Here is a 23,456-nt window from a genome sequence, read left to right as displayed (position 1 = left end):
CCTGTCCTATTCGGGCGTATTCGTGCGCGAAGGTGTTCCAAACGGGTATAGCCGCTGAGCGGCAGCCTGCAACTGCGCGCCGAAACCACGGGCGGTCTGCGCGTTGGCGGGCTGCTCGCGTGGTGCCTGTTGCGCCTGGCCTTTGATCATGTCTTCGGCGCTGGTGGCGAAGATCGACGGATCACTCAATAGGCCGTCAGCGCTGAGGCTGGTGCGCCCGTGGCGGCCGAGCAGCCAGGCGAGATCGAGATCGCTCTCGATGCGGCTACGGTCCACCGCGCGGCCGACGTACTGGCCGGGGACCAGGCCCAGCCCGGCGCCCAGCGATTCGGCACGCAACTCATCAAAATTGCTCAGGTCGATCAGGCTGCCGCCGGCGCCCCAGCTCGACAGCTCCAGCACCCGTGCTACGCGCTCGACCACCGGGGCAATGAAAATGGCTGGCTGCACGTCATTCAGGGCGAGACCTTCGCTGCCGTTGTCACGGCCGGGGTTGATGATTGGATCGCTGCTCGGCGGGATGAACGGCGCGGAAATGTCCAGGTTGATCACCAGTTCGGCCAGGTCACTGGCGCCGGCGAGGTCGTTGATGGTGTAGGTGAACACGTCCTGCAGGACCTGGCCGAGGCCGGCTGCGGCCAGCACTTCGGGGTTGGTCAAGTCGATGGTGTAGGTGTAGCTGCCATCGGCGTTGAGGGTCAGCGTGCCGTAGCGACCGACCAGCGGCTGGCCGACCGTGCCGGCGGTACCGCTGCCGGCTTCGGCGCCGGTGCGGATGCCGACCACCTGCAGCTGGTCGGCGTTGTCCACGTCGCCATCGTTGGGCAGCACATTGCCGCTGGTGTGCGGAGCCACGACCTGGTCGCTGGCCACCGCGCTGTCGTTGACCGCCACCGGTGCGTCGTTGGCGCCCTGGATCAGCAGGTTCAGGCGTGCGGTGGATTCCGCGCCTTCGGTGTCGCGCATCCGATAGGTGAACGCCTCGCGCAGGGTTTCCCCGGCGGTGCGCAGCGCCTGAACGGTCGGGTTGGCGTTGTCCACCACATAGCTGTAACTGCCGTCGGCATTCAGCGTCAGGCTGCCGTAGCGGCCCTGCAGCGTCTGCCCGGCCAGCGCCGTGGCGCCCAACTCACTGGCGAAGCCGACTACCTGGCGGGTCTCGCCGAGGGCGACGGCATCGACGTCAGTGTCGTTGCCCAGCACGTTGCCGATGGGATCGGTACCCGGCGTGGCATTGCCCACGCCACCGGCCTCGACGGCGACACCATCGTCATCGACGGCAATCGGCGTGTCGTTGCGCCCATCGATGGTGATGCGCAGCTCGGCGGTGTCGTCCGCCTGGTTGGGGTCAGCCACGGTGTAAGTGAAGGTTTCAAGCAGGGTCTGGCCGCTGACGCGCAGCGCCTGTACCGCCGCCAGGCTGTTGTCGACCACATAGGTCCAGCTGCCGTCGGCGTTGATCGTCAGGTCGCCGTACAGGCCGCGCAGGGCCGTGCCCAAGGTGCCGCTGGCACCGCTGCCGGTTTCCGGGCCGACGCGAATGGCCGTGACCGCGAGCGGGCCGCCTTCGAGGTCGGTGTCGTTGTCGAGCACATTGCCGCTCGGGTCAAGACCGAGCGTGCCATTGTTCAAGCCGCCGGCTTCGATGGCCTGCGCCTCGTCGTCGAAACCATCCGGTGCGTCGTTGCGGCCGATGACGATGATGTCCAGCTGCGCCAGGTCAGTGAGCCCGCCGAGGTCGGTCGCCTGGTAGGTGAAGCGATCCACCAGGGTCTGCAGGAAGTCCAGGGCGAGGACGTCCGGGTTGGAGATGTCCAGGGTGTACTGGTAACTGCCGTCGGTGTTGAGCACCAGGGTGCCGTACTGGCCGACCAGCACGGTGCCGACAGTGCCAGCAGTGCCAGTGCCAGCTTCCTGGCCGGTGCGGATCGCGGTGACGGAAAGGCGGTCGCCCTGGTCGACGTCGGTGTCGTTGGGCAGCACGTTGCCGCTGGGGTTTATCACTCGGCCGTCGCCATTGTCGGCGACGGCGATGCCAACGTTGTTGGTGGCCACCGGCGCATCCCAGGCGCCCTGGATGGTGATGTGGATGCGCGCGATGCTCAGCGCGCCGAGCGTGTCGCGCATGCGGTAGGAGAAAACTTCCTCGAGCGTGTCACCGGGCTTGAGCGCCTGCACCGCCGCCAGGTCGTTGTTCAGCACGTACTGCGATTGACCATTGGGGGCGACGGTCAGCGTACCGTAGAGGCCAGCGATACCCTGGCTGGCAGTGACTGTAGTGAAATCTCCGCCGCCCAACTCATCGCCGAGGCGGATGCCGACCAGGGTCTTGGTGTCGCCAGCATCCACGTCCTGGTCATTGTCCAGCACATTGTCGCTGGGATTGATCCCGAGGGTGCCGTTATTGGTGCCACCGGCTTCGACGGCCACAACGTCGACCCGGATAGCGCGCGGGTTGTCGTTTTGCCCCTGGATGGTCACGGTCAGAGTGGCGCTACTCGTGGCGCCGGCCAGGTCGCGGATGGTGTAGGTGAAGGTTTCGCTCAGGGTTTGCCCGGCGATGCGCAGGGCGTTCACCAGCGGGTTGTTGTTGTCGACGACATAGGTGTAGGCGCCGTCGGCACCCAGGGTCAGGGTGCCGTAGGTGCCGACGAAGCCGCTGCCCACGCTTCCGTTCACCGCGCCCTGGCGCACGCCGATGACGCTGAGGGCTTCGCCGAACTGGTCGACGTCGCTGTCGTTGAGCAGCACATTGCCGCTCGGATCGATGCCGGCGAGGTTGTTGTTCACGCCGCCGGCTTCGACGGCGACGGCGTTGTCATTCGCGGCCACCGGGTTGTCATTGGCGCCCTGAATGGTGACGTTGAGCACTGCGATGTCAGTGGTGCGCGCGGTATCGATGACGGTGTAGTTGAAGCTGTCCACCAGGGTATTGCCGGCGCGCAGCGCTTGTACCTCGGCCATGGCGTTGTCCAGGCGATAGCTGTAGCTGCCGTCGGCGTTCAGGGTCAGCCAGCCATAGGTGCCGCGCAGTTCGCTGCCCAGGGTGCCGGCCGTGCCGGAACCCTCGACGGCACCAGTGCGCACCGAGTCGACGGCCTTGGTCTCGCCGTAGTCGATGGCATCGGGGTCCGGGTCGAGGTTGGGGTTCGGCGGCACTTCGCCGCCGTCGACGTCATTGTCGTTGTTCAGCACGTTGCCCGTCGGGTCGAGGCCTGGCGTGCCGTTGTTCACTCCGCCGGCTTCCACCGCTGTGGCACTGTCGTCCACGGCGTCCGGATTGTCGTTCTGACCGCGGATCACCACGACGATCTGCGCCTCGTCGAACTCGCCTCGGTTGTCGGTGACCCGGTAGGTGAAACGCTCGACCAGCAGATCGCTGGCCAGGCGCAGCGCCTGTACTGCGGTCAGCGAGTTGTCGACCACGTAGCTGTAGCTGCCATCGCTGTTGAGGGTCAGCGAACCGTACTGGCCGACCAGCGGCTGGCCGACGGTGCCGACCGTGACGGTGCCGTCGTCGGGGTTGGTATGACTGACCGCAGTGACGCTGACCGGGTCGCCATCCGGATCGGTGAACGACACGCTTTCGGCCGGTGCGGGCGGCACGCCCGGGTCGACGCCCGGCGTGCCGTTGCCAATGCCGCCGGCCTCAGTGGCCAGGGCGAACTCGGCCTGGGCGCTCGGCGGGTTGTTAGCACCGGTCACGACGATCACCAGTTGTGCGGTGTCGGTCAGGCCGACCGAGTCGACGATCTGGTAGGTGAAGATGACGTTGATCGAGACGCCTTCAGCCAGGGCGATGATCGCGTCGTTGTCGCTGTTGACGTCGAAGCTGTAGGAGCCGTCCGGGTTGATGGTCAGCGTACCGAAATCCTCGATGCTGCCAACCTGCGTGTTGGTGCCGTCACCGGTTTCGGCATAGGTGGCAAAGATAGTCACGGGGCCGGTGGTCACGCTGGTGAGGCCACTAGCGTCGGGCTCGATGCCGCCAGCGGCTTCGCGGCCGCTGCGGATGCCGTTGACCTGCAGCAGGGTGCTCGGCCGATCGGCGGCGTCGACGTCCAGATCGATGCCGTTGCCGCCTGGATCGTTGATGCCACCCGGACGACTGGGGAAGAGGATGACGTTGCCGGTGGGATTGCTCTCCGGCAGGGTGTTGTCCTGCGCGGCCTGCGCGCTCGCCTGGTCGTCGCTGGCGACCGGGTTGTCGTAGTTGCCAACGATGGTGATCCGCAGTTCGGCGAGGTCGTTGAGGCCCAGCTCGTCGCTGACCTGGTAGCTGAAGACGTCGACCAGGCTGTCGTTGGGCCCGAGACGCTGCACGTCAGTGTTGGTGTCATCGATCACATAGCTGTATCTGCCGTCGGCAAAAATGGTGAGGGTGCCGTAGGTGCCAGTGGCGATCGCGGTGCCGGCAATAAGCGGGGTCAGCGGCTCAGGCGAAAGCAGCGGGGTGGCACGCAAACCGGTGACCGACTTGGATTCGCCATAGTCGATGGCATCGGGGTCTGGATCGAGGTTGGGGTTGGGCGGCACCTCGCCGCCGTCGACGTCGTTGTCGTTGTCCAACACGTTGCCGCTGGCGTCAGCGCCGGCCACCGGAAAACCCTGCGGCGGGGTGTCGTTAGGCTTCCCTGTATCGGTGTTGCCGACGCCACCTTTCTCGATGGCCACGCCTTCGTCGCCGTTGGCCACTGGGGTGTCGTTGGCGCCATGGATGGTCACGGTCAGGATGGCACTGGACTGCAGCGCGGCGCCGCCAATGCCGAGGTCGGAGATGGTATAGCCGAAGCTCTCGCTGAGGACGTCGGTGTTCAGACGCAGGGCCTGAACGGCGGCGTTGGTGTTGTCGACAATGTATTGGTATGCGCCGTCGGCCTGGATGACCAGTGCGCCGTACTGCCCCTGCACGACCACTGGGCCAATCGTTGGCACCGCAACCACGTCACCTGTCGGCGACGTCACGGAGATCACGTCGAGCCGATCGCCATTAGTGTCGATGTCCACGTCGGTGTCGTTGTCCAGCAGATTGCCGCGTGGATCGATGCCCGGCAGGCTGTTGAAGGTGCCACCTGCTTCGACCGCGTCGGCGGCGTCATTCACCGCAGTTGGTGGATCGTTGACCGGGTTGACGCGAATCACCAGGAAATCTTCGTCGGTGCGCGCATCGGTCAGCTGGCCGGGAATGCCATTGCCATCGAAATCGCCGTAATTGCCGAGGTCGTTGGTCTGCACGTTGAGGAAATCGAGGCCGTTGAAGTTCAGATTTCCCGTGTAGGTGAGGGAGGCCAAGGCATCGTTGAGGTCGGCGATGGTGCCGACCAGTACCAGGGTGCTGCCCGGTAGCGCACCCGGCGTATTGGGGGTGGTGCCTATGGTGATATCCACGCCCGAGGTGTCACCCGCGAACGACAGGATTCCGTGCAACACGCTGAGGGTGATCTGGATCTGCCGGTTGGCCGGGTCCGGGTCGCGGTCGACGTCGATGTCACTGACCGTGATGCCGCTGCCGTTGGTGCTGATCAGCCGAGGTACGTCTTCGAGCGCCTGCTGTTCGCCGGGCAGGCTGTTGACCGGCGCATCGTTGAGCTCGACGTAGCCGGAGTTGGCCTGCTGGCTGACGCCTTCGCCAAGGGTGACGTTGATCTGCCCGAGCGTACTGCCGTCGGTGTCGATGCGCATCCGCAGCTCGCCGAACTGGGCGATGCTGTTGACGCTGGTTGGCGCGTCGATGCGGTACAGCCCGGACGGCAGCACGCCGAAGATGAAGCGGCCGTTGGCGTCGGTGGTGGTGCCGAAGGTGCGGTCGTCGCCGTTGCCGAACACCCCGTCGACCCCGGCCCAGATCAGGCTGATCGCCTGGTTGGAGATCGCCAGGTCGTACGGGTCGCCCGGAACCGGATCGGCATCCGGTATCGCGTCATTGGGTGCCGCGGCAGCGGTGGCGGTGTCGTTCCACAGCGTGCCGGTGATGATGCCGAGCCCGGCGCCCTCGCGGAGCATGTAGTTGTTCAGGGTGCTGGCGTCCGGCCCGACGCCGTCGGCGCCGGTGCGCTCGCCGCTGGCCGTGCCGTCGACGCCGACCGGGGTGCCGCCCCAGCTGGTGAAGGTTTCCGGCAGGCTGCTCCAGGTCAGCACCGCGTCGCTGTTGGCGATGGTCGCGCCGTTGGGTACGTCGACGGTGTAAACCACGCTGATCTGCGTGTCGACCTCGACGCGGGTGAAATCGACGGTCAGTCCGCCGGTGGTGCTGAAGCTCACCCCGGCCGGCAGGTTGCCCGGGCCGAACGTGGTACCGCCGATGGTGACGCTGAGCAGGTTGTAATTGCTGCCGGTGGCGAAGCTGTCGACCAGGCGAGTGTCGTAGGCCGCCAGGCCGCCATTCGAGGTGAAGCTCACGGTAACCGTGGCAGTCCCGATGGTGCCCGCCGGGTTGGGGATGAAGTCGGTGACCTGCTTGTTCAGGCCGGTGAAGCCCGGCTCGACGACGTTCTCGAACAGCGTTGCGCTGGTGGCGCGCAGCGTGCCGTTGACCACGTCCTGGACGCGCACGCCGAGTATGTCGCCTGCCTGGTTGCCGACGCTGTTGGCGACCCTTGCGTTGAACTCGATGACGATGCCTTCCAGGTCATCGTCATTGCCGTCGTCGCCGCCGCCGAACGCGCCGTTGACAATATTGCCCAGGGTGATGGTCACCACCTGGTTGCCGTTGCCGTCGACGCCGGTCAGGTCCACGTAGATCGGATTGAGCACGCCGGTAGGAGCCGCGCCGGACAGGTCCGGGGTAATGAACTGCGCTTCCGGACTGGTCTCGTTGCCGATGATGAACAGCGTACCGCCGGTGATCAGGTCATTGAGATCGGTGACCAGCCCGCCATCGGAGATGAAGGCAATGCGCATGGTGGAGAGGTCATCGAGGGTCAGGCCGTTGTCCAGGGTGATGCGCAACTCGTAGTTGGGGTTGTTGCCCTCGGGGACCAGCACGGCGGCGCGGTAGCGGATGACTTCGCCGATGCTGACGTTCTCGTTGAGGGCGTTGGTCGGGTTGGGCGCCGCGGTATCGGGTAAACCCCCGACCCGGGAAATCTTGATGCCCTGGGCGACTGGAATGATCAGCGTGCTGTCGCGGCGGTAGTCGTTCAACGAGCCCTGGTTCAGCAGGCCATCTTCGCCGGTACGTTCGCCGGCAGGGTCGGCAACCCCACTGGCGGTGCCGTTAAGGCTGGTCCACCGCACTTCCGCAAGGTTGTCGAACAGCGGTACCGAGGCCCCCGAGGCGTTCACCACGCCGTTGACCGTGATGACGATGCTGCCGCCCTTGGCGATGTCGACGTTGCCGGTGTTGACCAGCGTGCGGCCGGTCGGGTCGAGGCTGAAGCTGGTGCTGATGTCGGTGCTGACCCCGCCGACCGTGTAGATCACGCTGACCAACGTCAGCTGGTCCAGCTCGGTGGGCAATACGCCCGAGAAAGCGATATCGAAGGCGTCGAAGTCGCTCCCGGCATTGCCGTTGCCAATCGTGATGCTGAAGGCGACCGGATCGCCTTCGTCGAAGCCCAGGCCGGGATCGGTGAGCAGCTGCTGGGTGAGCTGCAGCGTCGGTTCCTGGATAGTGATCGCCGGCTTGGCACCGGTCATGTTCACGTCGCGGTTCACTGGGGTGGCGCCGTTCGGCGTATCACCATCGCTGTCGCTGTAGCTCAGCCGGGCGTCGTTCTGCCGTACGGCGCCGGCCTGGTTGCTCGGCACGTTGCTGGCCACCAGGCGCACGCGAATCACGAAGCTGTTGTTGCCGGTGTTGTTGTCCGCCGCGGCGCTCGACACGCTGAAGGTGAAACGCGCATCGACGTCGTCGCCGCCAAGGGTGCCGCTGGGCGCGGTCAGGCTGGCCACGGTGATGGTGCCGGCGAAGTTGGCGCCGAGCGCACCGCCGGCTGTGGTGATCAGCTGGTAGCCGGTGCCGTTGAAGGTGGTGTCCAGGCGCAGGCCGGCCGGAATCAGGTCATCGATGCGCAGCAGCTGGGTGGTGCCTTCGGGCAGGGTGACGACGATGTCGTAGAGCATGCTTTCGCCGACCACCAGATCGGCGCCGAGGGTGTGCGCGGCGCTCGAATCACTGGCGTCCAGGCTGCCGCCGGCGAATACCTTGGTGATCTCCGGTGCCGCCACCTGCTGGTCGCCGAGGTCGCTGAGCGGGGTGGAGAGGAAGTTCTGCCCGCCCTCGACGCTGGCGTAGCTGAGCAGCTCGGCGTTGCTCTGCAGGGTGGCGCTGGCGTCGATGGTGGCCGAGACCAGCACGTCGTAGGTGATCACCACCAGGTTGGCGCCGCTGAGGTCCGCCGCGGTGCCGGGGCGGCCTGCCAGCAGGCCGCCGGTGCCGGGACCGTCGATGAAGGTGATGGTGTTGGTGGCATTGTCCACCGTGTAGTGGGTGCCTGCGGTCAGCAGGGTGCCGTCGCCGCGATAGACCAGCAGGTTGGCGCTACCCAGGTTGCCGCCCACGAAAGCCAGGCCGCCGGGCAGGGTGATGCGCGTACTGACATCAAATGCGCCGCCACCGCCGCTGTTCTCGATGGCGGTGGCCAGGCGCAGCGTATCGCCACCGTCGATACCCGTGACGCTGCCGTCCACCGCGGTGGTGTCAGTAACGCTGCCGGTGAACGGCACGCCACCGCTGCCGGGCGCATTCCAGCTGCCGATGGTGCCGGTCACGGTGCCGTGGCTGGTGGAGACCACGCCATGGCTGATGTTCAGCACCGGTTCGGCGACCGAGGCGATCAGGGTGATGTCGTCGGACGAAAGGATGTCGCTCTTGTCCAGGGTGGTGGTCTGTCGTGACTCACCCAGCACGTTGAAAGCCCGCTGGTCGGCGAACGGCTGGTCGCTGACCGTGAGGGTGAAGTCGATCTCGACGCGCGCACCGTCAATCCCAGGGTTGACCTTGTCGGCGAAGGTGAAGACCAGCGAGTTGCCGGCGCCGAGCGTGACCGAAGTTGGGAGCTCGCCGTTGGTGTCGTTAAGCCCGAGGCTCCAGATGGTGCTCAGGTCAAGGCCAGACAAGTCGAACAACGGCAACGGCAGGTACGCGGTCAGCGTGAAGTTCTCGTAGTCGCCGGTGATCAGGTCGTAGCTGAGGCGGAAGGTGACCACGTCGCCCGGACGCAACTCGGTGCCGGGCGCCGGTGCGCCACCACCGTTGAGATCGGCCAGTTCGATGTCGACGTGGCTGACCGGCACTGTGCTGGTGGTTGTCGAACCGTCCGATTCGTCGCCTCCGGTCGGGTTGAGTGGGTCCTCGAGAATGGTCCCGGTCACCGTGGCGTTGTTGCCCAGGCTGTCGCCCTCGTTGATTTCCAGATGCGGTGTGCCGATCGGGCGGGCGTAGCTCTGGCCGACCGTGGCCTGGTAGCTGATCACCGCACTGGTGGCGCCCTGCAAAACGTCATCAAACGACAGGTCGCCGTTCAACCAGCCGCGAAAGGCAAAAGCGTCGATCAACGATTGGCCGATATCGAGGGCCAGTGAGGTGGTGCCGTCGGCGTTGGTCACGACCGTGGTCACCAACGCGATGCTCTGCGTAGTGCCGTCGACGGTGATGGTCAGGGTGCCGCTGCCGGCCACCAGTGTCTGGCCATCGCTGAGACTGTCGCGAATGATCAGGCTGCCCGTGCCGAAGAAGTTCTTGCCGAAGGCGAAGTAGTCGGAAATGGCAATGTTCAGCTGGTAGCTCAACACGTCGCCCGGGCTCAGCCCGGTTGCGCCGACGTCGGTCTGCACGGTGACCTGCTTGAGCAGGGTGATCGACTTGGCAATGAAGCTGGTGTCATTGCCGGTGCCGCTGAAGATGATGCTGCCGCCGGGAGTCGGCTCGTCACGCGGGTCGAGTGGCCGCCACAGACCGGTGGCGGTCGGCGCACCAAAGGTGATGGTCACGTCGTCGCCGGTGATCGGGTTGAGCACCGGCACGCCGTCGGCGTCGTCATCCGGAACGAAGAACTGCACATTGGTGGTGGTCGGCCCGCTGAGGTTCGCGTACAGGACGGTGAACTCGCGGATGTACAGGTCGTTGCTCAGGTCGGCGTCGTTGTTCAGCGCCAGGGCGGCCTGGATGATCGTCGGATCGGTGGTGGTCCGCCCGTCGTAGAGCGTGATCGAGGTAATCACGCCGCCGGCGCCGGGGGTAATGGCGGTGACAATGACGTTGTCGGGCACCGGCTGGGTGATCACCACATTGGTGAACGGCTGCGAGTTGGCCGGGGTCACGGTGAGATTCAGCTCGCGGCCATAGTTGGGGCCGGTGGCCGTTTCACCCTCGGGAGTGGTAACGGTTTCGGTGAAACTGATCACCGTCGGATGCACCACATAGCTGTCGGCGTTGGCGGCCGGCTCGAGGATGCTCGGGTCGGTGCTCGGGTTATTCAGCGAATCATTGCCGTACTGGAAGCCGCTGCGCGCGCGGATGGTCAGATCCGGTGTGGCGCCGGAGAAGGAAAAATCGGTATCGGCCAGGTCACTGAGGGACGCCGTCACCTGAATGACGATTGGCGGCTGGCCGAGGCTGACGCTGGAGAACGGCAACTCGAGCACCACCATCTGGTCGCCGGCGCGCATGCCGAAATCGGCGGCGTTGATGATCAGTGGCAAACCGTCGGTGCCCACCGCCAGCGGGTGACTGGCCTGGCCGTTAGCGTCGAAGGTCAGCACGTGGGATACCAGGGTCTGGCCCAGGTAGCTGGCGGAGACGAAGCTGATGCCGTCGTCGATCTCGGCGCCGGCACCATCGCGGCCGGTGGTGGGCAGGAACAGGTCAATGAACGGTGCGTAGCCGGCGTCCGCCGAAATGTTGGAGAAGTTCACCGTGAAGGTGAAGGTGCCGCCCAACAGCACGTCCGCGCCGCCGGAAAGGTCGGTGTTGGGCCCGGCCGCGAGCAGTTGCACATAGCCTGCGAGGGCCTCGGCGCTCAGCGCGATGGGCTTATCGATGGTGCCGTTGCGGACCTCCAGGTCCCAATCGCCACCGGCGGCCTGACCACCGGTATCGTCGTCGGAAGCGGCCACGTCGGTACCAGTCCAGCGCGCCAGTTCGTTGACCAGGGTCTGGCCGGCGCTGCCGGCGCCAACATCGCAACCGTACAACTGGATGTCGGCATCCGCGCTGAGGTGGTCGCGCCACTGCTGCAGGGTCTGCCCAAGCTGACCAATGTTGTCGGCGCTGACCGTGCGGTTGCCGAGGGTGAACTGCCCGGCTTCGCCGTGGGAAAGAATCTGGATCGAGTCGACCTGGCCGAGTTCGGCCAAGGCGGCGGAAATCGCCGCCAGGCCATCCTCGCTGCTATTGACCACCAGCGCGGTGACATCGCTGGGCAGCTGGGCGACCAGCTGCTCGCGGTTCTCGACGCGGCTGTCGAGGACCAGCAAGTGGCGCGCGGCGTTGGGCGCCGGGGCAGGGGTGTCGTGCGCCTCGGTGGGCGTGGCGTGCTCGGTCGGATTGTCGCTGGGCTGGGCGGGGTCGCTGTGCTGTTGGTCAACGGCAGCCGCTGCGGCGCCATCAAAGAGGATGCGCGGTTCCAACGCGATCGCCTGGCTTTGCGGGCGAAAACGGTTGGGCACCGGCGAGCGAAGCTTGTTCTGCATATCCATGCTCCCGAGGTGTTGGCACACCAGGACATCGAAGTGTTCTGGCCGTCCGTGGCGGCAACCACTCTGGAGTCTAGTGGCGGGTTTTTAACCCTGCCGGGTAGCTGACAAGTGGCACTCGGTGGCTCTAGCGCAAGGCTTTCCGCGCTAATTAAAGCCCTGAAAACCCACGAAAAATACTGGCCATATGCCAGAAGTCGTGACTTGGCAGAAGCGCGCGCGAGGCAGGGAGGAGGGTGTCGCTAGTCAAGTGTCGACTGTTCGAGCAGTTGCCGGCGCTTGGCGCGCGGCGCCATGGCGAACCAGCGTTGGCAGGCGCGGTTGAACACGCTCTGTTCGCTGTAGCCGAGCAGCCCGGCAATCTGCGCCATCGGCATGTGCGGTTCCGCCAGGTAGTGCTCGGTGCGTTCGCGGCGGATCGCCTCGACGAGCTCTTCGAAGCGTCGTCCCTGCTCGGCGAGACGGCGCTGCAGCACCCGCTCGTGGAGACCGAGTTGCTCGGCGATCAGCGGCAGGCGGCAGCGCTGGATCGGCAGCATGCGCAGCACCAGACGCTCGACCTGCGCCACCACGTCCGTCGCCCCCTGCTGGTGAACCTGGCTGAAGTACTGCACCAGCGCACGGTGCAGGGCGGGGTCCTGCTGGGCGATCGGCTGGTTGAACTGTTCCGCGCGCAGCACCAGCGCGTTGTGCGGCTGGCCGGTATACACCACGGTATTGAAGTGGCGGCGGTAACGCGCCAGCGGCAATGGGCTGATACCGCAGAGTTGCACCGCATGGGCGGCAAAATGGCTGCCGTAGAGCAGTTTCATGGTGTTGTGGGCGACACCCATCGCCAGCTCGACCATCTGCCGCTGCTGTTGCAGGCCGGCGATACCCATGCCCACCAGCAAGCGCGGGGTCTGCGGCTCGCTGAGGTCGAGATCGAGGCGGATGCCGGGGCTGTGATAGCCGATGAATCGCACGATCTGCGCCAGCGCCTCGCCCGCGGTCGCCGAGGTACGGGCGATCACCGCCACCGGGCCGAGCACATGCAGGTCCTGATATTCCGACATGCGCAGACCGAAATCCGCACAGTCCAGCTCGCGCGCTGCACACTCCAGCAGACCGACCAGCGAGCGTAGCGGCACCCGCGCGTCCTCCTCCAGCAGCAGCCCTGGCCGGATGCGAAAGCGCTCGAGCAACGCATCCGCGTCGCCGCCGAGTTGGCTCGCCACTTCGCGGAAGCCGGTGAAAGAGGAGGTTCTGATCAGGGCAGTCATGTCGTGAAAGATCAAATAAAAGTCGGCGTAGATCAATAAATAAACGCCCTGACTGCGAAGAATTCCACCTCAGCATCTCGCGCCCCCTCCAATAACAACGAGAGCACTCTGATGGAATTCGATTACGTCATTATCGGTGCCGGTTCTGCCGGCTGCGTGTTGGCCAACCGTTTGAGCGCCGACCCGGCGGTCAGCGTCTGTCTGTTGGAGGCCGGGCCGGAAGATCGCTCGCCGCTGATCCACGCGCCGGTCGGGGTCGCCGCCATCCTGCCGACCCGCCACGTCAACTGGGCGTTCCACACCGTACCGCAGAAGGGCCTCAACGGGCGCCTCGGCTATCAGCCGCGCGGCAAGGTGCTCGGCGGCAGCAGCTCGATCAACGGGATGATCTACATCCGTGGTCATCAGAGCGATTTCGACGACTGGCAGGCGCTGGGCAACGACGGCTGGTCGTTCGCCGACGTGCTGCCGTACTTCCGCAAGAGCGAGATGAACCACCGCGGCGCCGATGACTTCCACGGCGATCGCGGCGAACTCTATGTCGGCCGCAACCCGGCGCATGCGGCGACCGAAGCATTCATCGAGGCGGGCAAGCTGGCTGGCCACGCACACAACCCGGACTTCAACGGCAGCGAGCAGGAAGGCGTCGGCCACTACGACGTGACGATCCGCGACGGCCGCCGGTGGAGCACCGCGACCGCCTTCCTCAAGCCGATCCGCCAGGCACGCAAGAACCTCACCGTGCTCACTGCGGCGAATGCCGAACGCATCGTCCTGGAAGGCAAGAAGGCGGTCGGCGTATCCGTACGGGTCAAGGGCCGGCGCCAGCTGATCAAGGCGCGCAAGGAAGTGCTGCTCAGCGCGGGCGCCTTCGGCAGCCCGCACCTGCTGATGCTCTCGGGCATCGGCCCGGAAGCCGAGCTGAAGCCACAGGGCATCGCCGTGCAACATGAACTGCCGGGCGTCGGGCAGAACCTGCGCGATCACCCGGACGTGGTGCTCTGCTACAAGAGCCACGACACCTCGCTGCTCGGCATGTCGGTGCGCGGCAGCCTGAAGATGGGCAAGGCCTTGGTCGACTACGCGCGCCACAAGCGCGGCCCGTTCGTGAGCAACTTCGCCGAAGGCGGCGGCTTCCTGAAGACCGACCCAAGCCTGGCGCGCCCGGACATCCAGCTGCACTCGGTGGTCGGCATCGTCGACGACCACAACCGCAAGCTGCACTGGGGCCACGGATTCAGCTGCCACGTCTGCGTGCTTCGGCCGAAAAGCATCGGCAGCGTCGGCCTGCAGTCCAACGACCCCAGCGCTCCGCCGCGCCTCGACCCGAACTTCCTCGGTCATGACGATGACGTGCAGACCCTGCTCAAGGGCTACCGCATGGCCCAGGAGATCGTCCAGCAGGCGCCGATGGCGCGCTTCGGCCTCAAGGACCTGTACAGCGAAGGGCTGTACCGCGACGAGCAGCTGATCGAGCTGCTGCGCCAGCGCACCGACTCCATCTACCACCCGGTCGGCACCTGCAAGATGGGTAACGACGAGCAGGCGGTGGTCGACAGCCAGCTGCGCGTCCACGGCATCGAGAGCCTGCGCGTGGTCGACGCCTCGGTAATGCCGACGCTGGTCGGCGGTAACACCAATGCGCCCTCAATCATGATCGCCGAGCGCGCCGCGGAGTGGATTGCCCGCGCCTGAGCAGAAACCGAAACGCTTGCCGGCAGAAAGAGACAAATCCGACTACCGACTCATCCCTAGTAGTGAGTTTATGAATCACTACTTCGTCGCTTACGCCGCGCAGGGATGACTGATTAGCTTTGATCGCCAATACCAACCCAACGGGGAGCCGCATGAAAAAAATAACAACGCGCGCAGAGTTCAAGCTGAAAGCGCTAGCTGTCGCCATCACCCTCGGCTGCATGGCCGAAGCCCAGGCTGTCAGCTTCAACATTGGCGAGATTGAAGGTCAGCTCGACTCCTCACTTTCGGTGGGCGCGAGCTGGTCGACCACCGATCCTGAGCGTGACTTGATTGGCGCCAACAACGGTGGTGATGGCCTGGCACAGACCACTGACGATGGCCGACTGAACTTCAAGAAGGGCGAAACCTTCTCGAAAATCTTCAAGGGCATCCACGACCTCGAGCTGAAATACGGCGACTTCGGTGTGTTCACCCGTGGCAAGTACTGGTACGACTTCGAGCTGAAGGACGAGAGCCGGCTGTTCAAAGACATCGATGACCACAACCGCAAGGAAGGCGCTCAGTCTTCCGGCGCGCAACTGCTCGACGCCTTTGCCTATTACAACTACACCCTTGCCGACAAGCCGGGCTCCGTACGCCTCGGCAAGCAGGTGGTGAGCTGGGGTGAAAGCACCTTCATCCAGAACGGCATCAATGCGATCAACCCGGTCGACGCCGCGGCATTTCGCCGTCCTGGCGCGGAGATCAAGGAAGGCCTGATCCCGGTCAACATGTTCTTCGTCCAGCAGAGCCTGACCGAAAACCTGTCGGCCGAAGCGTTCTATCAGATCGAGTGGGACCAGACAGTTATCGACAACTGCGGCACCTTCTTCTCTCCAGCGGATGTAGTCTCCGATGGCTGCGATGACAACCTGCGCGTACTGGCGCCTCGCTCGGTGCTGGCAGCTCCCGCCGGTGGCGCGGTTCTGGCAAACCTGCAGAACGCCTATGGTGCCAACGTTACCCAGGAAGGCGTGCTGGTGCCGCGCGGCCCTGACCGCGATGCGAGCGACGATGGCCAGTGGGGCGCTGCGCTGCGTTACGTCTTCGAGCCGCTGGATACCGAGTTCGGTGGCTACTTCATCAACTACCACAGTCGTACACCGTTCCTCAGCGAGTCGGTGCCCACGCAGGCGGACTTCAACACTATCCTCAACGATCCACTCGTTCCGGCAGCCTTGCGGCCGGTGGCAGGCGCGGCGCGGGCCAACTACTTCATGGAGTATCCGGAGGATATCCAGCTGTACGGCCTGAGCTTCTCCACTACGCTGCCCACCGGGACCGCCTGGCAGGGTGAAATCAGCTACCGGCCCAACGCCCCGGTGCAGCTGAATACCACGGACGTTCTCTACTCCGGCCTGACCCTTCTGCCCGGCATGGGCAACGTTTCCCTGCTGGATGCGGCTGCCGGCCAGGAAAGCACCGGCTACCGCCGCAAGGAAATCACTCAGTTCCAGACCACCTTCACGCAGTTCTTCGATCAGGTCATGGGCGCCGAGCGCGTGATCTTGGTGGGTGAGGTCGGCGTGACCCATATCGGTGGCCTGGAGGACACTTCCGAGGCTCGTTATGGCCGTGATCCGCTCTTCGGTCCGGGCCCGCTGCCGGGCAATCTGGGTAATTCGGCTGGTCCGCTGTTCCCCGCCAGCGCGACCAACGCCACGTGCGTAGGCCTGAACAAGGGCAACCTGAACAACGCGGCGGCCTCGGGCAGCGGCGCTACGGGCGAGAACGTCAGCAAGTACTGCGAAGACGACGGTTTCGCCACCGCAACGTCCTGGGGATACCGCATTCGAGCCATCTGGGACTACAACGACGTGTTCGCCGGGGTGAACCTCAAGCCAAACGTGGCCTGGTCGCATGACGTCAACGGCTATGGCCCGAACGGCCAGTTCACTGAAGGCGCCAAAGCCGTGAGCCTGGGCCTGGATGCCGAATACCAGAACACCTACACCGCCAGCATGAGTTACACGAATTTTTTCGATGGCGAGTACAACACCTCGGTCGATCGCGATTTCCTCGCCGTCAGCCTCGGCGTGAACTTCTAATCGACCCGCTTCAGGAAGACTGATGACTATGAAAACAAGCAAAACCCTGCTGCAAACCGGCGCCCTGGCGCTGTCGCTGCTGGCCACGAGCGTCATGGCAGCCGTGCCGGCCGATCAAGTCGCCAAACTCGGCACCACGCTGACCCCGATGGGCTCGGAGAAGGGCGCCAACGCCGACGGTTCGATTCCGGAGTGGACCGGTGGCCTGCCGACCAACGCCGGTGCCGTGGACGCCAAAGGCTTCCTCGCCGACCCGTTCGCCAACGAGAAGCCGCTGTTCACCATCACCGCAGCTAACGCGGCGCAGTACAAGGACAAGCTGACCCCCGGCCAGCTGGCCATGCTGTCGCGCTACCCGGACACCTACAAGATTCCGGTGTACACCACCCACCGCACCGCGGCGCTGCCGGATGACATCTATTCGGTGATCAAGACCAGCGCAGCAAAAACCGAGCCGATGGCTGGTGGCAATGCACTGAAAAACTTCGGTGACAGCCGTTACTACGCCTTCCCGATTCCGCAGAGCGGCGTCGAAGTGGTGTGGAACCACACCACTCGTTACCGTGGCGGTAACACTCACCGCTACATCACCAGGGTACAGCCGCAGACCAACGGCTCGTTCACCATGGTGAGCTTCGAGGACGAAATCGCTTACCCGGCCAACCTGCCGGACCTGGACAAGAACAAGGCGGAGAACAGTCTGTTCTTCTTCATCCAGCGGGTGAACGCGCCGGCGCGACTGGCCGGTAACGTGCTGCTGGTCCACGAGACCATCGACCAGGTGTCGGAGCCGCGCATGGCGTGGATCTACAACGCCGGCCAGCGTCGCGTGCGCCGCGCTCCGCAGGTCGCCTACGACGGTCCGGCGACTGCCGCCGACGGCCTGGCCACCTCCGACAACTACGACATGTACAACGGCTCGCCGGATCGCTACGACTGGAAGCTGATCGGCAAGAAAGAGCTGTACATTCCCTACAACAGCTACAAACTCGATTCGCCGCAGCTGAAGTACGACGAGATCATCAAGGCCGGGCACATCAACCAGGACCTGACCCGTTACGAACTGCACCGTGTGTGGGAGGTCGAGGCCACGCTGAAGTCGGGTGAGCGGCACATCTACGCCAAGCGCCACATGTACTTCGACGAGGACACCTGGCAGCTCGCCGAGGTCGACCACTACGACGGCCGCGGCCAGCTGTGGCGTGTCGCCGAAGGTCATGCCCAGCAGTACTACGACCACAAAGTGCCGGGTTACACCGCCGAAGGGTTGTACGACCTGATCTCTGGGCGCTACTCAGTAATGGGCCTGAAAAACGAAGAGAAGCGGAGCTACGAGTTCGGGATCAAGGCTGCCGCCTCGGAGTACACACCGGCCGCGCTGCGCCAGTCCGGCGTACGTTGATCCGCCACGTTTGAGCGTGACTCCATGCTTGGGGGCGGCCGTTTCGGTCGCCCGTTTTTTTTGATGTTCCGCCGGTTGCGGCGTGCCCTTTGAGGGTTCGGGCACACCGCCTGGCGTGAGTTTCCCCATCCGGGAAGCCTGCGCCGCCGGTTTTTTATTTGCGCAGCACCCGCAGGTCCAGCCATGAGTCAGTTACTGCCGTATCAGCCGAGAATCGAGAACCGCCCGAATCTCGTTCCGTCCCTTCGGGCCGGCCATATTCCGCGCCCGCGTCTCGGCGAGGCATTGCTGCATGCGGAATGTCGGCTTCGTCTGCTGTGGGCACCGGCAGGCAGCGGCAAGAGCTTCCTGCTCCGCGAGTGCGCGCAGCACTGTCCGCCGGAGGCGCGCCTGCACTGGTTCGACCTGAAGGACCGTGAGCTCGGCGAGGCCGGTTTTCTGCAACTGCTCGCCGACGCGCTGGGGCTGGCCCGCGCCGACCTCGCTGCCGTGCAGGTGCACTTGGAACAGCAGCAGACGCCGATCTGGCTGATGTTCGACGACTTCCCGCACTTCTATGACGCGCACCTCGACAGTTGCCTCAATCGCCTGCTGCAGAGCTCGTCGCGCCAGGTGTTCTGGTGGATCGCCAGCCGGCGGCGGCCGACCTGCCAGCTGGCGCGCCTGCTGCTGGAGGGCGAACTGTTCGAGCTGGGCACCGCCGAATTGGCGTTGAACTTCACCGAGCTGGCCGAGGTGCTGAAGCGCCAGCGACAGACCGCGCTGCTGCCGGAAATCGACAATCTGCTGGCCCAGACGGGCGGCTGGTACGCCGGTATCCGCCTGCGCCTGCACAGCGTCGAGCACGGCCAACTGCTCGCCGAAGAAGCTGGCAATGCACTGGTCAAGAACTACCTGGAGCGCGAGCTGCTCGACGAGTTGCCCGAGCACTGGCGCCAGGCGTTGTGCGCGCTGGCCTGCCTGAGCAGCTTCGATGCGCCGCTCTGCGAGCACCTGCTGGGCATGGGCGAAGGCACCCAGCTGTTCCGCCAACTGTACGAGTGCGGGGCGTTCATCGAGGCGCTGGACAGCAATGATCGGCAGTTCCGCGTGCAGCCGGTGGTCGCCGCGGTGCTTGCCACGCGCGTCGCCGAAGGGCCTAAGAAGGCCCTGTACCGGCGTGCCTGCCAGTGGTTCTCCGGCCGCGAGGAAGTGCGCCAGGCCATCGAATACGCACTGCTGGCTGACCTGCCGGAAGTGGTCGCCAGCCTGCTGCAGCACATCACCCAGGACCGCCTGCTGCACGGCCGCGGCATGGCGCGCGTGCTGCACTGGCGCAACGAGCTGCCGGAAAGCCTGCTGGCCAGCACGCCGCGCCTGCTGATTCTCAACGCCTGGGCGTTGGCACTAAGCGGCCGGCTCGACGACGCGGAGGAGTGCGCCGAGCAGTTGCAGCGCTTCCTGCCGCAGGCGACGGCGCGCCGCCAGCGCGAAATGTTGGCGCAATGCCAGGCGCTCGCGGCGAAGACCGCCTATCACCGCGGCCAGGCGCCGGTGCCCGGTGGCGACCTCGATGCGGCGCTTGACCATCTGGCGGAGGGCGCCTGGGCGCAGCGCCTGATGCTGGAGACCATGAACATCGAAATGGCCCTGGTCGAAGGGCGCATGGAGGCCTTCCAGGAGCTCAATCGCAACGCCGTCAAGCTGGCTCGCGAGCATGGCAGCCTGGTGATGGAGGCCATGCTGGTCCTCCAGCACGTGCAGCTACTCAAGATTCGCGGTGAACTGGTGCGCGCCGAGAGCCTGCTGAAACGCCTGCATACCGAACTGAGCAACGCCTGGGACGGCGAACCCAATCCACTTCGCGGCCGCGCGCAGTTGTGTCGCGGCAGCGTGCTGCTGCAGCTGGGTCGCTATCCCGAGGCGGCGGTCTGCTATCAGGCGGGCCTGCAGGAGTGTCTGGATTGCGAAGACCCGGCGGCGGTCTGGGGTTACCTCGGGCTGGCCGAGCTGGAGGCCGCCGAGCATGACCTCACCCAGGCGTTCGCACGCCTGGCCGAGGCCGAGCGCTTGATGCAGTACCGGCGGATCACCGAGCCGGTCTACCAGGACCTGCTGGTCGTTGCCTACGGCAAGCTGTGGCTGCGCGAAGGTCGCTACGAGCGCGCGGCGGATGCTCTGGAAAAATGCCTGCAGCAGTACCGTGGGCCAGACGGCCGCAAGCCGCCGTATGGCAGCGCGGAGCTGATCCAGCGCATGGAGCTGCTGCTCGCGCTGGCACAGACGGCCTGCGGCCGCGATGTCACCGCGCAGATCGAAGCGATGCTGCAGCAGGCGCTCGCCGAAGGGCGCCGGGTGCTGGCCTGCGAACTGTGGCTGGGTCTGGCGGAGGCGCAGTACGCGCGCAGCCAGCAAGGCCTGGCGCAGCGCGCGCTGCTCGACGGCCTGGCGCTGGCCCGGCAGATCGGTTTGGCCGATGTGGAACGCTGCTGCAGTCAGCGCAATCCCGGGTTGATGCGCTGGGGCCGCGAGGCGCTGAGCGAGGCGGGCAGCAGTGCCGCCGCGCTGCTGCTCAGCCAGCGTGAGTTGACCGTGCTGGAAATGATCGCCCGGGGACAATCCAACCAGGAAATCGCCGAAAACCTGTTCATCTCGCTGCACACGGTGAAAAGCCACGCGCAGCGGATCAACATCAAACTCGGCGTGTCGCGGCGCACCCAGGCCATCGTGCGCGCCAAGGAGCTTGGCCTGGTCAAGTAGGCCTGCTGAAACAGGCCGCGCGCCTCAGAAACGCCAGACCACGCCGCCGCCGAGCACATGCAAGGCGGTGTTGGCGTACTCGCCGGACAGCGTGCCGCCGGAGCGGCGCTTGGTCTGCTGCACGTCCATGTCGCCGAGCCACACCAGCGCGTAGTTGAGGTGTACGTCGACGCCTTCGTCCAGCGCATAGTTGATCCCGGTGGCGAATCGCCAGGCCTCGTTCATCGGGTTGTCGACGGTGCGGTCCTCATCGTCGACGGCCGAGGAGTCGTAGGCCAGGCCGACGCTCCAGCGCCACCGCTTGTCGATCTGGTTCTGCGCGCCGATCGAAGCGTGCCAGGTGTCCTTGTACTGGCGGTCAACGGTGGTCGTGGTGGTAGTGGCGTCGGTATCGACCTCCACGCCGATCTGTCCGAACTCGCTCCAGTCCTGCCAGCCCAGGCTGCCGAGCAGCGACCACTGGCTGTCGAGCTGATAGGTCACGCTGGCCAGCACGGTCTGCGGCACGCTCATGTCGAGCTCCAGGCCGCTGGGATTGACACGGCTCAGCGCCAGATTGAGCAGCGGGTTGGTGATTTTCTTCAACTCGGCGTGGTCCTCGAACTCCAGGTCGACCTTGCTGGTGTAGGCCAGGCCGAGCTTGGTGCGCTCGTTGAGGTTGTAGAGCAGGCCGATGTTGAAGCCGACGCCCCAGTCGGTGTCCTTGTAGCGCAGCTGCCCGTCTTCGCGCTCCACCAGGCCCAACACGCTGTTGTTGACCGCTACTTCGGTGCGGTAGAAGCCGTACATGAAGCGCGGGCCGAAGCCAATGGAGAGGTCGTCGTCGATCTTGTAGGCGTAGGTCGGCTGGAACGACACGCCCATGATCGCCGCTTCCTGAGTGAAGTAGCGCCCGGCCCAGTCATCGTCGTAGTCCAGGGCCAGACCAAAGTTGCCGTACATGCCGAAGCCGATGCTGGCCTGCTCGTTGACCTCGTGACTGACGAAGAAGCTGCTGCCGGGAATGTAGGTGAGCGGGTTGCCACCTTCGTTACCGCCGAAATTGTTGTCGCTGTCCCGGGAAAAGCCCATATCGCCGAGAATCACTTGGGCGTTCATGTTGACCTGGGTGCCGGCCAGTTGGCTGATCCCCGCCGGGTTGTTCATCAGCACGCTGGGGTCGGTCGCCAGCGCCGCGGCGCCGGCATTGGCCAGGCCGTTGCCTTCATGGCCGGTCTCGTAGATGAGGATGCCGCCGGCCCAGGCGGACGATGCGGCGCCCAAAAATCCTGCGACGCCAGCCAGGCGAACCACGGAAGCCAGGCGGGATGGTACGAAACAACGGACGCGGTGTGCCGGCATAGCGAAAGCCCCCAACCAAGATGGCTCCGGGTGATTGTCGGCCGTCAGCGGCGCGGCGATTCCCTCGGCCTGATGCTCTGCGGAGACGCCGCAAGCGGCAAGACAACCGTCTCCATGGTCCGCGCTAGACGCTGTGCCGACCGGAGGCTGGCACGCGCTTGCACGCGTTAGGACTGAGCCTAGACAAGGATTTCGCGATCATGGGGCAACCTTCGGTCGGAAGTCAGAGTGGGGTGCCGGTCACTCCGGGTGTCGATTGGCCTTGCGCCACTGCCGCGGGCTCTGCCCATACCACTGCTGGAACGCGCGGCTGAATGCAGCCTGGCTGCCGTAGCCGAGCAGGTCGGCCATCTGCCCGATGCTGATCGTGGAGTCCTGCAGATAGTGACAAGCCATGGCTTGGCGGGTCTCGGTCAACAGCGCCTGGAAGGTGGTGCCTTCGTCTGCCAGCAGGCGTTGCAGTTTGCGCGTGCTGAGCAGCAGGTAATCGGCCACCTGTTCGAGGGTCGCACGCGCATCGGGCATGAAGCTGCGAATCAGCTGCTGCACCCGTGCAGGCAACTCCTGGGCGGAAATGTGCTCGAGGTTGTCCAGGTGCCCCTGAATCAGGCGGTGCAGCGCCGGATCGGCCGCTTGCAGGGGGGTATCGAGCAACGCCGCATCGAACAGCCAGCCGTTGCAGGTCGCATTGAAGCTCGGCAGCAGGCCGGTGAGCCGCCGGTACTGGGCCAGATCGACGCACGGGGCATGCTGGAACAGCAGGGCCTCGGGTCGCCAGCGATGGCCGAGCAGGGTGCGCATCAGCTGCGCGCCAACCCCAACAGCGCGCTCCACGGCATGCCGGACGCCAAACGCGGCGGGGTCGGTGACGGTGTAGGAGAGGATGGCGTGGCGACCCTGTTCTTCGAGGGCAATCGCTGCCGCGCCGGAGTGCAGATGGAAGTAGCGGGTCAGCTCGATCAACGCGGCGCGCACATCCTTGGTGTTGCGCACCAGGTAGAACAGCGGGCCGAACACGCTAACGCTCTGGAACAGACCGTACTGCAGGGCGAACAGCCGATTGCCGCTCTGCGCCTCGCAGAGGTCCAGCAAGGCGAGCAGCTTCCGAAACGGGATCAGGCTGTCGGCATGCGCTTCCACATCGCGCGGCAGACCGGCCTGTGCCAGCAACGCCTGCGGCTGCAGGCCCTGGCTGGTGGCGAAGGCGGAGAAGTCGGACAGGATCGAGGCACGGGCGAAAACAGCCATGGCGCACTCTCGCGTTAAGGGAGACCAAGCCGCCCGAGGCGA

At 65.2% G+C, this 23,456-nt stretch carries 8 protein-coding genes; 4 read left to right on the top strand and 4 right to left on the bottom strand.

Annotated elements, in window-relative coordinates:
- Positions 1-6: 6 nt before the first annotated feature.
- Positions 7-11,640 carry a VCBS domain-containing protein gene (locus JQX08_RS14180; RefSeq protein ID WP_205349046.1) on the bottom strand — a complete coding sequence of 3,878 codons (11,634 nt, stop codon included), beginning with the start codon at positions 11,638-11,640 and terminating at the stop codon, positions 7-9.
- Between the two features lie 239 nt (positions 11,641-11,879).
- The gene (locus tag JQX08_RS14175) at positions 11,880-12,899 is read right to left on the bottom strand and encodes an AraC family transcriptional regulator (RefSeq protein ID WP_205349045.1); all 1,020 of its coding nucleotides are present in this window, start codon (positions 12,897-12,899) and stop codon (positions 11,880-11,882) included.
- Between the two features lie 111 nt (positions 12,900-13,010).
- Here JQX08_RS14175 and JQX08_RS14170 point away from each other — a divergent pair, with 111 nt between their 5' ends.
- The 4 genes from JQX08_RS14170 (at position 13,011) to JQX08_RS14155 (ending at position 20,825) form a co-directional block, all read left to right on the top strand.
- Entirely contained in the window at positions 13,011-14,594 is a 1,584-nt protein-coding gene (locus JQX08_RS14170) for a GMC family oxidoreductase (protein WP_205349044.1), read from the top strand.
- Between the two features lie 152 nt (positions 14,595-14,746).
- Complete coding sequence (locus JQX08_RS14165) at positions 14,747-16,684, top strand: DUF1302 family protein (protein ID WP_205349043.1); 1,938 nt, start codon at positions 14,747-14,749, stop codon at positions 16,682-16,684.
- Between the two features lie 28 nt (positions 16,685-16,712).
- Complete coding sequence (locus tag JQX08_RS14160) at positions 16,713-18,086, top strand: DUF1329 domain-containing protein (protein WP_205349375.1); 1,374 nt, start codon at positions 16,713-16,715, stop codon at positions 18,084-18,086.
- Positions 18,087-18,269: 183 nt separating this feature from the next.
- Entirely contained in the window at positions 18,270-20,825 is a 2,556-nt protein-coding gene (locus JQX08_RS14155; RefSeq protein WP_205349042.1) for a LuxR C-terminal-related transcriptional regulator, read from the top strand.
- A gap of 24 nt (positions 20,826-20,849) precedes the next feature.
- Here the strand turns inward: JQX08_RS14155 and JQX08_RS14150 are convergent, their stop codons facing one another.
- The gene (locus JQX08_RS14150) at positions 20,850-22,088 is read right to left on the bottom strand and encodes an OmpP1/FadL family transporter (protein ID WP_488169044.1); all 1,239 of its coding nucleotides are present in this window, start codon (positions 22,086-22,088) and stop codon (positions 20,850-20,852) included.
- A gap of 318 nt (positions 22,089-22,406) precedes the next feature.
- The gene (locus JQX08_RS14145; protein WP_205349040.1) at positions 22,407-23,414 is read right to left on the bottom strand and encodes an AraC family transcriptional regulator; all 1,008 of its coding nucleotides are present in this window, start codon (positions 23,412-23,414) and stop codon (positions 22,407-22,409) included.
- Between the last annotated feature and the right edge of the window lie 42 nt (positions 23,415-23,456).

Source organism: Zestomonas insulae, from assembly GCF_016901015.1.
GTDB classification, from domain to species: Bacteria; Pseudomonadota; Gammaproteobacteria; order Pseudomonadales; family Pseudomonadaceae; genus Aquipseudomonas; species Aquipseudomonas insulae.
Note: the sequence above shows the minus strand (reverse complement) of the source record. Positions and strands in the feature narration are given on the sequence as shown.

Excerpts from the sequence above, each read along its gene's own strand:
- JQX08_RS14180 (WP_205349046.1), bottom strand. The coding sequence starts at position 11,640 with ATGGATATGCAGAACAAGCTTCGCTCGCCGGTGCCCAACCGTTTTCGC.
- JQX08_RS14175 (WP_205349045.1), bottom strand. The coding sequence starts at position 12,899 with ATGACTGCCCTGATCAGAACCTCCTCTTTCACCGGCTTCCGCGAAGTG.
- JQX08_RS14170 (WP_205349044.1), top strand. The coding sequence starts at position 13,011 with ATGGAATTCGATTACGTCATTATCGGTGCCGGTTCTGCCGGCTGCGTG.
- JQX08_RS14165 (WP_205349043.1), top strand. The coding sequence starts at position 14,747 with ATGAAAAAAATAACAACGCGCGCAGAGTTCAAGCTGAAAGCGCTAGCT.
- JQX08_RS14160 (WP_205349375.1), top strand. The coding sequence starts at position 16,713 with ATGAAAACAAGCAAAACCCTGCTGCAAACCGGCGCCCTGGCGCTGTCG.
- JQX08_RS14155 (WP_205349042.1), top strand. The coding sequence starts at position 18,270 with ATGAGTCAGTTACTGCCGTATCAGCCGAGAATCGAGAACCGCCCGAAT.
- JQX08_RS14145 (WP_205349040.1), bottom strand. The coding sequence starts at position 23,414 with ATGGCTGTTTTCGCCCGTGCCTCGATCCTGTCCGACTTCTCCGCCTTC.